The 14,777-nt window shown below is 67.8% G+C and carries 13 protein-coding genes; 5 read left to right on the top strand and 8 right to left on the bottom strand.

Features of this window, described 5'->3' with window-relative positions; translation table 11 throughout:
- A partial coding sequence (locus QLQ85_RS13705) for a polysaccharide biosynthesis tyrosine autokinase (RefSeq protein WP_282739500.1) occupies positions 1–1,577 on the top strand: 1,577 nt, incomplete at its 5' end.
- Positions 1,578–2,079: 502 nt separating this feature from the next.
- On the opposite strand, the gene QLQ85_RS13700 is transcribed toward QLQ85_RS13705, so the two are convergent.
- The 6 genes from QLQ85_RS13700 to leuS form a co-directional block, all read right to left on the bottom strand.
- Positions 2,080–2,499 (bottom strand): DUF488 domain-containing protein, encoded by a 420-nt coding sequence (locus tag QLQ85_RS13700; protein WP_282739499.1) that lies wholly within the window; start codon positions 2,497–2,499, stop codon positions 2,080–2,082.
- Positions 2,496–3,479: a PA2778 family cysteine peptidase gene (locus QLQ85_RS13695; RefSeq protein WP_282739498.1), complete on the bottom strand. Its 984-nt coding sequence runs from the start codon at positions 3,477–3,479 to the stop codon at positions 2,496–2,498. The genes QLQ85_RS13700 and QLQ85_RS13695 overlap by 4 nt, the downstream gene beginning before the upstream one ends.
- Positions 3,480–3,491: 12 nt before the next feature.
- A complete protein-coding gene (locus QLQ85_RS13690; RefSeq protein ID WP_282721918.1) occupies positions 3,492–3,890 on the bottom strand; it encodes a PA2779 family protein in 399 nt (132 codons plus the stop codon).
- 187 nt (positions 3,891–4,077) lie between these two features.
- Positions 4,078–5,136 carry a DNA polymerase III subunit delta gene (gene holA, locus QLQ85_RS13685; protein ID WP_282739497.1) on the bottom strand — a complete coding sequence of 353 codons (1,059 nt, stop codon included), beginning with the start codon at positions 5,134–5,136 and terminating at the stop codon, positions 4,078–4,080.
- A gap of 22 nt (positions 5,137–5,158) precedes the next feature.
- A complete protein-coding gene (locus QLQ85_RS13680; protein WP_282739496.1) occupies positions 5,159–5,650 on the bottom strand; it encodes an LPS-assembly lipoprotein LptE in 492 nt (163 codons plus the stop codon).
- Between the two features lie 26 nt (positions 5,651–5,676).
- On the bottom strand, positions 5,677–8,274 hold the full coding sequence (gene leuS, locus QLQ85_RS13675; RefSeq protein WP_282739495.1) for a leucine--tRNA ligase: 2,598 nt from the start codon (positions 8,272–8,274) through the stop codon (positions 5,677–5,679).
- 213 nt (positions 8,275–8,487) lie between these two features.
- Here leuS and QLQ85_RS13670 point away from each other — a divergent pair, with 213 nt between their 5' ends.
- Complete coding sequence (locus QLQ85_RS13670; RefSeq protein WP_282739494.1) at positions 8,488–9,006, top strand: zinc ribbon-containing protein; 519 nt, start codon at positions 8,488–8,490, stop codon at positions 9,004–9,006.
- Positions 9,007–9,018: 12 nt separating this feature from the next.
- On the opposite strand, the gene QLQ85_RS13665 is transcribed toward QLQ85_RS13670, so the two are convergent.
- Together QLQ85_RS13665 and QLQ85_RS13660 are read right to left on the bottom strand one after the other, a co-directional pair.
- Complete coding sequence (locus QLQ85_RS13665) at positions 9,019–10,344, bottom strand: hypothetical protein (RefSeq protein ID WP_282739493.1); 1,326 nt, start codon at positions 10,342–10,344, stop codon at positions 9,019–9,021.
- A 43-nt stretch (positions 10,345–10,387) separates the two neighbouring features.
- Entirely contained in the window at positions 10,388–11,290 is a 903-nt protein-coding gene (locus QLQ85_RS13660) for a LysR family transcriptional regulator (protein ID WP_282739492.1), read from the bottom strand.
- A 287-nt stretch (positions 11,291–11,577) separates the two neighbouring features.
- On the opposite strand from QLQ85_RS13660, the gene leuC reads away from it, so the two are divergent.
- Genes leuC through leuB form a run of 3 tightly spaced genes read left to right on the top strand, consistent with a single transcriptional unit; the run spans position 11,578 to position 14,765 of the window.
- On the top strand, positions 11,578–13,026 hold the full coding sequence (gene leuC / locus QLQ85_RS13655) for a 3-isopropylmalate dehydratase large subunit (protein ID WP_282739491.1): 1,449 nt from the start codon (positions 11,578–11,580) through the stop codon (positions 13,024–13,026).
- A 3-nt stretch (positions 13,027–13,029) separates the two neighbouring features.
- Positions 13,030–13,689: a 3-isopropylmalate dehydratase small subunit gene (gene leuD, locus QLQ85_RS13650; protein WP_282739490.1), complete on the top strand. Its 660-nt coding sequence runs from the start codon at positions 13,030–13,032 to the stop codon at positions 13,687–13,689.
- Positions 13,686–14,765, top strand: coding sequence for a 3-isopropylmalate dehydrogenase (gene leuB, locus QLQ85_RS13645; RefSeq protein ID WP_282739489.1), 1,080 nt, complete (start codon positions 13,686–13,688; stop codon positions 14,763–14,765). The genes leuD and leuB overlap by 4 nt, the downstream gene beginning before the upstream one ends.
- The last annotated feature ends 12 nt before the right edge of the window (positions 14,766–14,777 follow it).

Raw genomic sequence — 14,777 nt, 5'->3', positions numbered from 1 at the left:
CCGAGTTCACCCTCGTCAAGCACAGGCGTGCCTCGGCCATCCGCGACCTGGGGGACCGGTTGAGCGTGGCCGAAGTGGGCGTGGGGCGTGGCACGAGCACCGGGATATTGCGCCTGACCCTGACCGGGCCCGATCGCGACGAGATCCGGCGCTCGCTGGATGCCGTGGCGGAGACCTTCCTCACCCAGAATGTCCGGCGCCAGTCGGCCGAGATCGAACAAAGCCTGGCGTTTCTCGAGGAGCAGGCCCCCGAGCTGCGTACGCAGCTCCGCGCGGCCGAGGACAGCCTCAACGAGTACCGCGCGGCCCAGCACAGCGTCGACCTGACCTCCGAGGCCCAGGCCGCCATCGAACAGTTCGTCGCGCTCGACAGCCAGCTCAACGAACTGGAGTTCCGGGAGGCCGATCTGGCGCAGCGCTACACGCCCAACCACCCCGCCTACCAGTCGCTGCTGCGCCAGAAGCGCCATCTCGAGGCCGAGCGCGCCGCCCTCAATGCGCGGGTCGACGACCTGCCTGAAGCGCAGCAGGAAGTGGTGCGGCGGACGCGCGACGTGGAGGTGACCCAGGCCATCTACGTCAACGTGCTCAACCGGATGCAGGAGCTGCAGGTGGCGCGTGCCGGCACCATCGGCAACGTGCGCATCATCGATGAGGCGGAGGTCGGCATCGCCCCGATCGAGCCCCGCAAGCCGCGGATCGTGATGCTCGCCACGCTGCTCGGCGGCATGCTGGCGATGAGTGGCGTGGTGGTGCGGGGGTTGCTCAACCGCGGGGTGGAGGTGCCCGAGCAGCTCGAGGAGGCCGGCCTGCCGGTCTATGCCACGGTGCCGCTCTCCGACGAGCAGAAGAAGCTGGTGAGGCGGGTCAAGCATCGCTGGGAGCGCCAGGCCCGCGAGGTGGTCAGCGACGTGCTGGCCGAGCGAGCGCCGACCGATATGGCCAGCGAGGCGCTGCGCGGCCTGCGCACCAGTCTGCATTTCGCCATGCTGGAAGGGCGTGACAACCGCCTGATGATCACCGGCCCGGGCCCGGGCATCGGCAAGAGCTTCATCGCCGTCAACCTCGGCGCGATCTGCGCTCAGGCGGGGCAGCGGGTGCTGCTGGTGGATGCCGACATGCGCAAGGGCCACCTGCACCATGCCTTCGGCGAGCGCAGCGACGGCGGGCTCTCCGAACTGCTGGGTGGCCGTCAGGGGCTCGACGAGGTGATCCGCCACAGTCGGATCGACGGCCTCGACTATGTCGGCCGGGGCATGGTGCCGCCCAACCCGTCGGAGCTCTTGATGACCGCGGGCTTCAGCCATTTCCTCGACGCGGTGGGCGAGCGTTACGACCTGGTGATCGTCGACACCCCGCCGGTGCTGGCGGTGACGGATGCCGCGGTGATCGGCGCGCAGTGCGGTACCACGCTGCTGGTGGTACGCTTCCAGGTGAACCCGCTGCGGGAGGTGCAGCTGGCAGTCAGGCGGCTGGAGACGGCCGGGGTAACGGTGAAGGGGGCGATTCTCAATGCCATGGTGCGCAAGGCAGCCACCCGGTATGGCTATGGGTATTACCACTATTCCTACAAGTGAGGGGCCATTGGGTATCGTCGTCAAGGCACCGGCCGACCCGAGGAGGGCTCTGCCTAGCTCTGCAGGACAGGCCGGTGCCTGGGGGCGGATGCCTTTTCCGAATCGCTACGTAGGGTCATCGGTTTGCCACCGAGGGAGCTCGGGTATGAAAAATATGGGCTGCCGAGCCGATTGCATTATCGAGCGGCCTATATTATTTCTTTATTCGGGATTCGGGAGCGAGAGAGCGGCCGGATAGGTGGCATATGCCTTCATGTGGAGGCCGGGTGCCGCATGGAGGTTCCATGCTATTGCAATGTCCACGATGCAGCGGCTTTGGTGTCTACAAGGTCAAGCAGCGTTGGTGGGAGCGCGTCTTGCATATCGAGCGATTCTACTACTGCGTTGACTGCGAAGCACATCTGCCGCGTTCCAGGATGCGCGAGGTAGCATAACGGCTCCTCGCGCCATTTCCTTTCGGTAGTGCCCCCTGCCTGCCCCATCTGCGGGGCGTGGTCGCTTGCTACCTGACTTGTCCGTTGAAGCAGGGCGGCGAGGACTGTTCACGATCCTCGGCGTCCTCGGCCTCGAGTGCCCGCTGGAGGGCCTCGCGCAGGATGGGGAGATGGGAGCTGTCCAGTTCCCTGACGGCTGAGAGAAGGGTCAGCCGCCCGCGCCTGGCGTGGCGCATCAGCGGGACCAGGCAGTCCGGGGCGTCACGCAGTTCGCCGCGATAGCGAGCGGCGAACACGGCGAAGCTGATCTCCTGCTGGTGGTACTGGCGGCGCAGCCCCGGTGAGGGGGAGGCGTCACGATACCAGTCGGTCAGCGCCAGGTTCTCGCGCCGCTTGCCTCGTGGCCAGAGGCGATCGACCAGGACCCTGGCACCGTCCTCGGACTCGGCGGGGCGGTAGATGCGCTTGAGGACGATGTCGTAGCTCATGACCGGGTCTCCTCCTGCAGGCCGGCCAGTGCCTCGCGGGCCTGGGGTTGCCAGTGGCCGGGCAGGTCGGCGGCCCGTTCCAGGGCCCGGCGTGCGGCGGGCAGGTCACCCTGATGGCGCAGTACCAGGCCCAGGTTGAGCCAGGCCACGGCGAGTTCCGGCTGGACCGACACGGCGCCTTCGAAGGCCTGAATGGCCCCCTGGGCATCACCCGAGGCATGCCGCGCATTGCCCAGGGCGAAGTGGCCCATGGCCGCCCGGGGAAAGCGCTCCACCAGGGCCTCCCAGGCGGGCAGGGTGGCCGCCGCACCCTGCACCCGCTCATAGGCGGAGATCGCCTCCACGGCGCGGTCTTCAGCGATCCCCTCGGGAAGCGTGCCGGGCGGCAGGGCGACGAAGGCCCAGCGGTCACTGCGAGCCCAGGTGGCGTCGAAGCGACGGAAGGACTCGATCCGCTCGGGCTCCTCGCCACTGTGCAGGATCAACTCGTTGTCGTCCAGGTCGTAGCCGATGGCCACGGCATAGTGCCACATCGGCCAGGCCGGCAGGGCGAGGTTCTGCATCACCACCACCGGGTGGCCGGCATCGATCTCGGTGAGCAGCGCATCGAGGCGGTTGTCGATGACGAAGGGGATGCGGCCGTGACGGCGCACCGTGGCGAGCATCTCGGGCTGGACGCTGCCTTCCCGTCCGGGCAGGAAGACCTGGGGAATCAGGGTGTCGACCTCGACGTCCACGCCCCCGGCGTTGAGGGCCATGGCCAGGGAGGCAGGCCCGCACTGGTAGTCGCGCTGGGCATGGAAAGGCACGTCCTCGATCAGCGCCTGGCGGGGCAGGCGTTGGTGGGTGGACTCGGCCAGCCGTGGCGTGGTGGCACAGCCGGCCAGCGTGAGCATCAGCAGCATCAACGCGAGAACGCCCGCGGAGCGGGCGTTCCATGGGGTGCCATGAGTGTGCTGCCGTGAACGGCGTAGTGTCATGGGGCTCCCCGGTCAGCGCGTGAAGGGAAAGACGTTGGTCAGGCCGAGGATATCGGTGACCAGCAGCACGAGGAAGATCAGCACCAGCGCACCGACGACGCTGGCGCCGGCGGGCAGCTGCTCGAGCTGCTCGGCCATCTGGGCGGCCTCCTCGTCGGACAGGGCGGCGACGCGAGCCTCCACTTCCGCGAGATCCACGCCCTGGGCGACGAGCTGTTGCTGGACGTCGTCACGGGCGAGGATCTCGTGGATTCGCTCGCGGTCGGTCTGGCCTCGTTCGGCATTCAGGGCCGCCTCGGTGGTGATCAGGTCACTGCCCGGCGTGGCGTGAGGGGCCGCGGCGACAGGGAGACTGCCCAACACCAGGGCGGCGATGAGCAGGGGGCTGAGGTAACGGCAGATCTTCTTCATCATCGTGGTGTTCCTTCTTCTTGGGTTTGGCTTCCGGCTCCTTGATGATCCACGCGTCGCGTCCAGGCGAGGCAGCGGTCGAGACGTGCTTCAGCGATGCGCTACCAGTATAGGCAAAAATGGCTTGAAGTTTCATGCCCTTGGCATCAACGGGGAGCGGCCGGGCATGATGCCGTCAAGTGAATCGTCAGGCGATACGGTAGGAGGAGGGCAGTTCGGCGAGCAGCCCGCGCCCCCCGGCGAGGGTCAGGGCGAGGTCATGCAGGCCGTCCTCGACCGGCAGTGGCGAGGCCCCCTTGATGGCGAGGTCGAGGCGCTGGGCGAACAACAGCAGCTTGTGCAGGCGCTTCCTCGGCAGCCGGCCCAGAGCCTGCTGGTAGGCCGGCCGACGCTTGTCGAAGATCACCGGCTTCTGCGACTTGCAGGCGTGTTCGAAGCTCTGTCCCTGGTCCAGATGCTGGTGCAGGGAGAGCAGGGTGCGCAGTTCGCGGGTCAGGGCCCAGAGCACGATGGGGGGCTCCACCCCCTCGCCGCGTAGGCCGGCCATGATGCGGGAGACCCGCGCTCTCTCGCCCTTGAGGCAGGCATCGACCAGGGTGAAGACATCGTAGCGGGCGCTGTCCTCCACCCCGCCGGCGATCTCCCGGGGCGAGATGCGCGCGCCGGGGGGCGCCAGCAGGGCCAGCTTCTGCAGCTCCTGGTCGGCGGCCAGCAGGTTGCCTTCGGTGCGTTCACCGAGCAGCCGGGCGGCATCCAGCTCGAGGGTGAGCCCATGGCGTTCTGCCCGGTCGCGCAGCCAGAAACCCAGCCTGGAGGCATCCACCGGCCACACCGGCACGAACAGGCCCGCCTTGTCGAGGGCCTGGAACCAGGCGCTCTTCTGCTGGCGGAAATCGAGCTTGCCCATGGCGATCAACAACACGTTGTCGCTGTGTCCGAGGTCGTCGGCGTACTCCTTCAGCGCCTTGCTGCCCTCCTGCCCCAGGTTGTTGCCGGCCAGGCGAAGTTCGATCAGCTTGCGCGAGGCGAACAGCGACAGGCTGGCGGACGCCTCCCGCAGCCGTCCCCAGGCGAAGTTGGCCTCCACGGGCAGGATCTCCCGCTCCTCGATACCCGCCTGCCGGGCAGCCTGACGAACGGTGTCGCACGCTTCCATGTGCTGCAGGGGTTCGTCGCCGGCGACGATCACCACTGGTGGCAGCTTCTTCGTCAGCGCCTCGGGCAGCTTGTCGGCATAGATCTTCACGAGCGCTCCTGGATCCGTCCCGTCATGCGTCGGCCACCGCCCGGAGCCGGTCGAGGAGACGGTCGACCGCTTCCCGGCGAAGCTGTTCGCGGGTCTCCTCGAGGATGTCATCCTGGGACAGCAGATCGTCGTCGCTTACCGTGACGCGGGTACTGACTTCGAGCCGCTGCTGGTCGAGCAGATAGGCGCCGTCGCTGCGGCGCTGCACCGAGAAGGGCACCGACAGCTCCAGCTCCACTTCGCGGGGGCCACTCTCGAGCACGCTCAGGCGCCGTTCACGGATGGCCTCGTCGCCCAGGTTGAGGACCAGGGGAGCGCCGGCATGGATCCGCGTGCCGGCGGACTCGAGGCGTTCGGCGGTCAGCCGCGAGAAGTCGCTCTCGGGCCCGGCGAGCGCGAGCTCGGGGAGCACAGCCTCGGGGGTGCCCAGGCCGCGCAGGCGAAAGCCGCAACCGGCCAGCGCCAGGGAGGCACCGACGGCCAGTCCGAGGTGTAGAAGGGTTCGGCGCTGCATGCGAGCTCTCCTTGCCGTGATGGGCATCAGCCGACGACGATATTGACCAGCTTGCCGGGCACCACGATCACCTTGCGGATCGTCTTGCCCTCGGTATGGCGCTGCACGTTCTCGGCGGCGAGTGCCAGGGCCTCGATGGCGGCCTTGTCGGCGTTCGCGGCCACCTCGATGCGGGCGCGCAGCTTGCCGTTGACCTGCACCACCAGCTCGATGCTGTCGCGGGCCAGGGCCGACTCGTCGAGCACCGGCCAGGCGGCGTCGATGGCCGGCTCGTCATGGCCGAGCTCGCGCCACAGGGCGTGGCAGGCGTGGGGGGTGATCGGCGCCAGCAGCAGCACGCAGGCCTCCACGGCCTCGCGGGCCACGGCCAGGCCCTGGGGGCTGGTGTCGTCGAAGCGAGCCAGGGCGTTGGTGAGCTCCATCACCGCGGCGATGGCGGTATTGAAGGTGGTCCGCCGGCCGATGTCGTCGCTCGCCTTCCTGATGGTCTCGTGGGTCTTGCGCCGCAGTTCGCGCTGGGCGTCGCTCAGGGCATTGACATCGAGCGTGCCGGGGCTGCCGGCGTCGAGGTGTTCGCCGACCAGGCGCCACAGTCGCTTGAGGAAGCGGTTGGCGCCCTCGACGCCGGAGTCGGACCACTCGAGCGATTGTTCGGGCGGGGCGGCGAACATCATGAACAGGCGCACGGTGTCGGCGCCAAAGCGGTCGATCATCGCCTGGGGGTCGACCCCGTTGTTCTTCGACTTGGACATCTTCTCGATGCCGCCCATCTCCACCGGCTGGCCGTCAGCGATCAGGACGGCGCTGATCGGGCGGCCCTTGTCGTCGCGCCGGACCTCGACGTCGGCGGGGTTGAACCACTCCTTGCCGCCGTTCTCGGTGGTGCGATAGAAGGTCTCGGCGATCACCATGCCCTGGGTCAGCAGTTGCTGGAAGGGCTCGTCGGAATCGACCAGGCCGAAATCGCGCATCAGCTTGTGGAAGAAGCGCGCGTAAAGCAGGTGGAGGATGGCGTGCTCGATGCCGCCGATGTAGAGGTCCACCGGCAGCCAGTAGTTGGCGCGCTCGTCGAGCATCGCCTCCGGGTTGTCGGCGCAGCAGAAGCGCGCGTAGTACCAGGAGGACTCCATGAAGGTGTCGAAGGTGTCGGTCTCGCGCACCCAGCCGTCGCCAAGTTCCGAGAATTCCGGCATCTTCTTCAGCGGCGAACCGGAGGCGTCGACGGTGACCTCCATGGGCAGCGCGACGGGCAATTCGTCGTCGGTGAGCGGCACGGTCTGGCCTTCCGGGCCGTACTTGACCGGGATCGGCGCGCCCCAGTAGCGCTGGCGCGCCACGCCCCAGTCGCGCAGGCGAAAGTTGGTCTTCACCTCGCCGCGACCGAGCGACTCGAGCTTGGCGGCGATGGCCTCGAAGGCGGCCTGGAAGTCGAGGCCGTCGAACTCGCCGGAGTTGATCAGGGGGCCGTAGTCCACGTAGGCGCCCTCGCCGAGGTCCGGCGCCTGGCCGCTCTCGTCGGCGATCACCGCCTCGATGGGCAGGCCGTAGCGGGTGGCGAATTCCCAGTCGCGCTGGTCATGGCCGGGTACCGCCATCACCGCACCGGTGCCGTACTCCATGAGCACGAAGTTGGCCACGAAGATCGGGACCTCGCGGCCGGTGAGGGGATGCACCGCCACATGACCGGTGGGCATGCCCTTCTTCTCCATGGTGGCGAGCTCGGCTTCCGAGGTGCCGCCGTGGGAGCACTCCTCGAGGAAGGCCGTGAGCTCGGCGTTGCCCTCGGCGGCCGCCTTCGCCAGCGGGTGGCCGGCGGCCACGGCCACGTAGGTCACCCCCAGCAGCGTGTCGGGGCGGGTGGTGTAGACCGAGAGCGGCTCGGCGGCGCTGCCCTTGAACTCGGAGCCTTCAGCGGTCTTGATATCAAAAGTGAGCTCGACGCCCCTGGACTTGCCGATCCAGTTGCGCTGCATGGTCTTGACCTGCTCGGGCCACTCCACCTTGTCGAGATCGGCCAGCAGCTCCTCGGCGTAGTCGGTAATCTTGAGGAACCACAGCGGGATCTCCTTGCGCTCCACCGGCGCGCCGGAGCGCCAGCCACAGCCGTCGATCACCTGTTCGTTGGCCAGCACGGTCTGGTCGACCGGGTCCCAGTTGACGGTGGACATCTTCTTGTAGACCAGGCCCTTCTCGAGCAGCTTGGTGAAGAACCACTGTTCCCAGCGGTAGTAGTCGCTGTCGCAGGTCGCGAACTCGCGGCTCCAGTCGTAGGCGAAGCCCAGCGCCTTCAACTGGCGGCGCATGTAGTCGATGTTGTCGTAGGTCCACTTGGCCGGTGGCACCCGGTTCTGGATCGCGGCGTTCTCGGCGGGCATGCCGAAGGCATCCCAGCCCATGGGCTGCATGACGTTCCTGCCTTGCATGCGCTGGAAGCGCGAGATCACGTCACCGATGGTGTAGTTGCGCACGTGCCCCATGTGCAGCTTGCCGCTGGGGTAGGGAAACATCGACAGGCAGTAGAACTTCTCGCGGCGGGCATCCTCCACCGCCTTGAAGCACTGGTTCCTGTCCCAGAAGTGCTGGGCGTCGCGCTCGATCTCGAAGGGCTTGTACTGTGCATCCATCGCTGTCTACGGGTACCTTGCAAGTCAGGCGCACCGCTCGCGGGCGCTGCGCGGGTCAATGGGCATTGTCCGGTGTCATGGGCTCGGCGCCAGGATGCGTCAAGACATTGAACTGCCGGCAGGATGTCGTCTAAATGGTAGGCAAGGATACCCCAGCACGGCAGCGCCCGGCTATGCCCGGGCCCGTCGCCTCGAGAACGGAAGGAGCAGATCATGAGCGAGCAGAAGGATCCCCGTCACGACCGCCGCCTGCGCGAAGGCTACGAGCGCATGCTGGACCGCCTCAAGGAGGGCGCCCATGAGCTGACCTGGGAAAACCTGCAGCAGGAGCTCGACGACGCGGTGGAGTTCGAAGCCGAGCTGGAGGAGTTCACCAAGGACGAGCTGTCGCTGCTGCGTGCCTGGGTCGAGCGCGACCTCAAGGAGATGCGTCGCTACCTGGGGGCCGGTGGCGAGAGCGTGGCGACCTGGCTGGGCATCGATCTCTCCATGCTGTCGCGCAAGGTGGTGGAGTCGCTGCTCTCCATCGCCGACCGCAGCGTCGTCGAGCGCGAGCAGTTCGAGGAAAACCTGGAGGCCGCCCGCGCCGACTACTGCGTAGGCGAGATGGCGGCCCCCGGACGCATGGCTTGCGTACACTGTGGTGCGGTGGTCAACCTGGAGGGGGTGGCGCGCATCGAGCCCTGCCACCAGTGCGGGCACCGCTATTTCGCGCGTGCGCCGTTGGCGTGATTCCGCGCCCGCCTACAGCCAGGCATCCAGCCCCAGGATGGCGACGACCACGAGAGTGGTCATCACCGCCGCATAGCCGAGGTTCTGGCGCATCATTCGCGTCCCGCTGACGCCGTAGCGTCCCTGCAGGGAGAGGTTGATGCCCGACAGGGGGCCCACGCTGGTACCCACCGCCCAGGAGGCCAGGGCCACGAAGGCGAACAGGGTCTGACGGCCGGCGTCGAGTTCCAGCATCGAGGCGAGTACCGAGACGCCGATGATGGGGTGCAGGCCGAGGACCGCGCTGGCGACGATGGCCAGGAAGCTCGCCACCGCCTCGAGGGGGCCGAAGTGGTCGAAGAGCGTCCATTCGCTGCCGGTGGCGGCGGCGATGCAGATCGAGAGCCCCTGGGTCAGCAGCCCGGCACAGAGGAACAGCGAGATCTCGCCGCGCATCGCCGGCAGCCGGTCCAGGGTGTGCAGGCGTACCCGTCGCAGCGTCCAGCGTGGCCCCCGGGGCAGATTGGCGGCGAGTGCTACGGCCGGCAGCAGGAAAGTGATGATGCTGACGATGCTCAGGCCCGGCGTCAGCCCGTAGTGGAAGAGCATCACCAGCGCGGCCAGCGACGCCGGCATCAGCAGGCTCGGCGGCGACAGCGAGAAGCCTGCGGTTTCCGTGAGATCGAAGCGACGCGACAGGTCCGCCAGGCTGAGCAGTCCGGCGCAGAGCGCCAGGGGCAGTCCGATGGCGACCACGGTCGAGAAGCGCATCTCGGGCGCCAGAGTCATCACCACCCCCATGGAGGCGAAGAACGGCGACCAGAGCGCCGCGCTCGATAGCCCCCGGTTGAGGGCGAGCAACTGGGGCATGGTCAGCGGACCGTTGCGCTGCAGCCGGTCGCCGATCATGAAGACCGTGGAGAGGTTGAGGATCGCCCCGAGCAGGTGCACCCCCAGCCAGGTGCCGGCGATGCCGCGCCTGCCGGTCACCGGGTGGCCCAGCGGGCGGGCGTCGCCGCGGCGGTTGCCGATCAGCCCGATGAAGCTCACCCCCACCAGCATCGCCACCACGTAGCTGTTGCCGTCGAGCATGCGCGGCCAGGGGACGTCCGCGCCATACCGCCACTGCGCCACGACCAGCAGCCCCAGCCCGAGGCCGGCCAGGGCACCGGCCTGGCGGCGGGTGCGCCGAGGCAGCTCGGGCCACAGCAGCAGTACCGCCAGCCAGAACCCGTAGCTCACCAGTTGCGGCAGGAGCGGCACCCCGGCGAAGCGCAGCACCTGCAGCACCAGGCCGACGAGGATCAGGTAGCCGGCGAGGGCATGGCGGAGCAGGGGCGGGGTGGCACTGTCGGTCACGGTGGCGGGAACTCCGGAAGATATTCTGAGCAGACTAAACAATTCATCGGGTCTCCCGCCACTCCCTGGCGCCGGGTTCGCGGGCGGCCTCCAGCTCGTCGAGCATGGCCCGCGCGGCGTTGGAGAGGGTGCGGCTCCGGTGCACCAGGTAGCCCAGGGGACGGTGGATGGGCGGATGGTCGACCGCCAGCACCCGTAGCTCGCTGGTCACCAGGCCCTCGGGCAGCAGGCTCCAGCCCAGGCCGATGGCGCTCATCATCCTCAGGGTCTCGAGGTAGTTGGTGGAGAGCGCCACGGGCAGGGTCAGGCCGGCGGCGGCGAAGCGCGCCTCGATCAGGGTGCGGGTGAAGGTCAGCGCCCCGGGCAGTACCGCATCGAACTCGCACAGTTCGTGGAGCGTCAGTCGTTCATGGTCGACCAGGGGGTGGTCGGGGGCACAGACGAAGCAGAGCCGGTCGATCCAGATCGGCACCACCTCCAGATGCTCGTCGGGGTGGGGGGCCAGGGTCACCACGGCGATCTCCAGTTCGCCGTCCAGCACGCCCTGGTAGGCTTGTTCGGAATCCAGGAAGTGCAGGTCCAGGCGCACCCCGGGGTGGCGGCCGGTATAGGCCTTGAGCAGTGGCGGCAGGCGGTGCAGGCCGATATGGTGACTGGTGGCGAGCGTCAGGCTGCCGCCCACGTCACCGGCGAGGTTGCCCAGCGCCCGACGGCTGTCGTCCACCATCACCAGGATCTGCCGCGCCCGGGGCAGCAGGAGCCGGCCGGCCTCGGTGAGGGTGACGCGCCGGCCGATGCGGTCGAACAGCCGGGCATCGATCTGCCCCTCGAGCACGGCGATGCGCTTGCTCACCGCCGGCTGGGTGAGGTGGAGCTGTTCGGCGGCGCGGGAAAAGCTGCCGCTGTCGGCCACCGCGAGAAAGGCCTGAAGGCTTTGCGTATCCACCGGTTCGCTTCCTATTCCTTTGTGGAATCCAATGAATAAATAACATGAATTGCTTTTATGGGCGAGCCGCAGGACACTGCATGCATGGCGCCGAGCACGCGCTGAGGCTGCCCCTGTGGGGTCAGACCCCAGCCGAGTCACAAAGCCTGCCATGATGCAGGTTTCGAGCGAACACGACACCGCCGGGGTCTGACCCCATAGGGACCCGAGCGGCGCCGGAAAAGCCGCGGAAAGAAACGGCAACGAGAGACCGAACGAGCACAGGGCCGAAGGCCCGGGAGAACGACATGGCAGGCCAGACACTCTACGACAAGCTGTGGTCGCAGCACCTCGTCAAGGAGCGCGACGACGGTACCGCATTGATTTACATCGATCGACAGTTGCTGCACGAGGTGACCTCGCCCCAGGCCTTCGAGGGCCTGCGCCTGGCCGGTCGCAAGCCGTGGCGCCTCGATGCCAACCTGGCGACCCCTGACCACAACGTGCCGACCACGGTGATCGAGCGCGCCGAAGGCAATGCCGGGATCAAGGATCCGGTATCGCTGATCCAGGTGCAGACCCTGGACGACAACTGCGAGGCCTTCGGGATCGAGGAGTTCCGCATCAACGACGCGCGCCAGGGCATCGTGCATGTCGTGGGCCCCGAGCAGGGCGCCACGCTGCCGGGCATGACCGTGGTGTGTGGCGACTCCCACACCGCCACCCATGGCGCCTTCGCCGCGCTCGCCCACGGTATCGGCACCTCCGAGGTAGAGCACGTGCTGGCCACCCAGTGCCTGCTGGCCCAGAAGATGAAGAACATGCAGGTACGGGTGGAGGGCAAGCTCGGTACCGGCGTCACCGCCAAGGACATCGTGCTGGCGATCATCGGTCGCATCGGCACTGCGGGCGGCACCGGCTATGCCATCGAGTTCGCCGGCAGCGCCATCCGCGACCTCTCCATGGAAGGCCGCATGACGGTGTGCAACATGGCCATTGAAGCCGGTGCCCGGGTGGGCCTGATCGGCGTCGACGACACCACCATCGAGTACCTGCGCGGACGCCCCTTTGCCCCGACCGACCAGCAGTGGGACGCCGCCGTGGCCGACTGGCGCCACCTGGTCTCCGATGACGCCGCCGCCTTCGACAAGGTGGTGACGCTCGACGCCGCGGCGATCGAGCCGCAGGTCAGCTGGGGCACCAGCCCCGAGATGGTCACCGGCGTCTCCGGCGAGGTGCCCGATCCGGCGGCCCAGGCGGACGAGACCGTGCAGCGCGGCTATGTGCGAGCACTTGAGTACATGGGGCTCGCGCCGAAGCAGAAGATCACCGACATTCGCCTCGACAAGGTGTTCATCGGCTCCTGTACCAATTCGCGCATCGAGGATCTGCGCGAGGCGGCCAGGGTGGCCCGGGGCAAGAAGGTGGCCGACAGCATCAAGCTCGCCATGGTGGTGCCGGGCTCCGGCCTGGTGAAGCGCCAGGCCGAGGCCGAGGGGCTCGACCGGATCTTCGTCGAGGCGGGGTTCGAGTGGCGCGAGCCCGGCTGTTCCATGTGTCTGGCGATGAACGCCGACAAGCTCGGCGCCGGCGAGCACTGTGCCTCCACCTCGAACCGCAACTTCGAGGGGCGCCAGGGCTACGGTGGGCGCACCCACCTGGTCAGCCCCGCCATGGCCGCGGCGGCGGCGATCGCCGGCCACTTCGTCGATGTGCGCAGCATCGACGACTCCCAACCGTCCGTTCAGGAGGCCTGAGCCATGCAGAAGTTCGAACGCCTCGAAGGCCTCGTCGCGCCGCTCGACCGCGCCAACGTCGACACCGACCTGATCATTCCCAAGCAGTTCCTGAAGTCGATCAAGCGCACCGGCTTCGGCGTCAACCTGTTCGACGAGCTGCGCTATCTCGACGAGGGTCAGCCCGGCCAGGATTGCTCGAAGCGCCCGCTGAATCCCGACTTCGTGCTCAACCAGCCGCGCTATCAGGGGGCGAGCGTGCTCCTGGCCCGGCGCAACTTCGGCTGCGGCAGCTCGCGGGAGCACGCGCCCTGGGCGCTGGAGGACTTCGGCTTCCGGGTGGTGATCGCCCCGAGCTTCGCCGACATCTTCTACAACAACGCCTTCAAGAACGGCATCCTGCTGATCACCCTCCCCGAGGAGACGGTGGATCGCCTGTTCAAGGAGGCCGAGGCCAGCGAGGGTTATCGGCTCGAGGTGGATCTCGAGAACCAGCGGGTCATCACGCCGACCGGCGAGATCCTCGAGTTCGAGGTCGATGCCTTCCGCAAGCACTGCCTGCTCGAGGGGCTCGACGACATCGGCCTGACCCTGAAGGACGAGGATGCCATCCGCGCCTTCGAGCAGCAGCACCGCCAGGCGCGCCCCTGGCTGTTCCGTGACAACCAGAGAGAGGCATCATGAGCCGCAAGATTCTCGTTCTCCCGGGCGACGGCATCGGTCCCGAGATCACCGCCCAGGCCAGCCGTGTGCTGGCCGCCTGCCAGGCCCGAGGCCTCGACGTCGAAGTGGAGGAGGCCCTGGTGGGCGGTGCCGCCTACGACGAACACGGCGAGCCGCTGCCCGCACCGACCCTGGACAAGGCCAGGGCCGCCGACGCCATCCTGCTGGGTGCCGTGGGCGGCCCGAAGTGGGACGCCATCGAGGACCTGGCCAAGCGCCCCGAGAAGGGCCTGCTCGGCCTGCGCAAGCATCTCGGCCTGTTCGGCAACCTGCGCCCGGCGATCCTCTACCCGCAGCTCGCCGAGGCGTCGAGCCTCAAGCCCGAGGTGGTGTCGGGGCTCGACATCATGATCGTGCGCGAACTCACCGGCGGTATCTACTTCGGCCAGCCCCGTGGCATCGAGGAGCGCGACGGCGAGCGGGTGGGTTTCAACACCTATGTCTACTCCGAGTCCGAGATCGAGCGTATCGGTCGCGTGGCCTTCGAGATGGCCCGCAAGCGCGGCAAGAAACTGTGCAGCGTCGACAAGGCCAACGTGCTCGAGGTGACCATCCTGTGGCGCGAGGTGATGGAGCGCCTGGCGCCGGAATATCCCGACGTCGAGCTCTCGCACATGTACGTCGACAACGCCGCCATGCAGCTGGTACGGGCGCCCAAGCAGTTCGACGTGATCGTCACCGGCAACATGTTCGGCGATATCCTGTCGGATGCGGCGGCGATGTTGACCGGCTCCATCGGCATGCTGCCCTCGGCGTCGCTCAACGAGAGCCGTCAGGGCATGTACGAGCCCTGTCACGGCAGCGCCCCGGACATCGCCGGCCAGAACGTCGCCAACCCGCTGGCGACCATCCTCTCGGTGGCGATGATGCTGCGCTATTCGCTGAACGAGCCGGCGCTCGCCGAGCACATCGAGGCGGCGGTGGGCAAGGTGCTGGACGACGGCCTGCGAACCGCGGATATTGCCTCCGAGGGCAGGCGCACCGTTTCCACCGTGGAGATGGGCGATGCCGTGCTGGCGGCCTTCGAGGCACTATAGGACATACCCAGG

Source organism: Halomonas kalidii (assembly GCF_030010475.1).
GTDB classification, from domain to species: Bacteria; Pseudomonadota; Gammaproteobacteria; order Pseudomonadales; family Halomonadaceae; genus Halomonas; species Halomonas heilongjiangensis.
The sequence above is the reverse complement of the archived record's forward strand: the minus strand, read 5'-3'. Positions and strand labels throughout refer to the sequence as shown.

What these genes read in the sequence shown, in the direction of transcription:
- leuS (WP_282739495.1), bottom strand. Translation starts at nt 8,274, where the DNA reads ATGGATGCACAGTACAAGCCCTTCGAGATCGAGCGCGACGCCCAGCAC.
- QLQ85_RS13690 (WP_282721918.1), bottom strand. Translation starts at nt 3,890, where the DNA reads ATGAAGAAGATCTGCCGTTACCTCAGCCCCCTGCTCATCGCCGCCCTG.
- leuB (WP_282739489.1), top strand. Translation starts at nt 13,686, where the DNA reads ATGAGCCGCAAGATTCTCGTTCTCCCGGGCGACGGCATCGGTCCCGAG.
- QLQ85_RS13700 (WP_282739499.1), bottom strand. Translation starts at nt 2,499, where the DNA reads ATGAGCTACGACATCGTCCTCAAGCGCATCTACCGCCCCGCCGAGTCC.
- QLQ85_RS13670 (WP_282739494.1), top strand. Translation starts at nt 8,488, where the DNA reads ATGAGCGAGCAGAAGGATCCCCGTCACGACCGCCGCCTGCGCGAAGGC.
- leuC (WP_282739491.1), top strand. Translation starts at nt 11,578, where the DNA reads ATGGCAGGCCAGACACTCTACGACAAGCTGTGGTCGCAGCACCTCGTC.
- leuD (WP_282739490.1), top strand. Translation starts at nt 13,030, where the DNA reads ATGCAGAAGTTCGAACGCCTCGAAGGCCTCGTCGCGCCGCTCGACCGC.
- QLQ85_RS13680 (WP_282739496.1), bottom strand. Translation starts at nt 5,650, where the DNA reads ATGCAGCGCCGAACCCTTCTACACCTCGGACTGGCCGTCGGTGCCTCC.
- QLQ85_RS13695 (WP_282739498.1), bottom strand. Translation starts at nt 3,479, where the DNA reads ATGACACTACGCCGTTCACGGCAGCACACTCATGGCACCCCATGGAAC.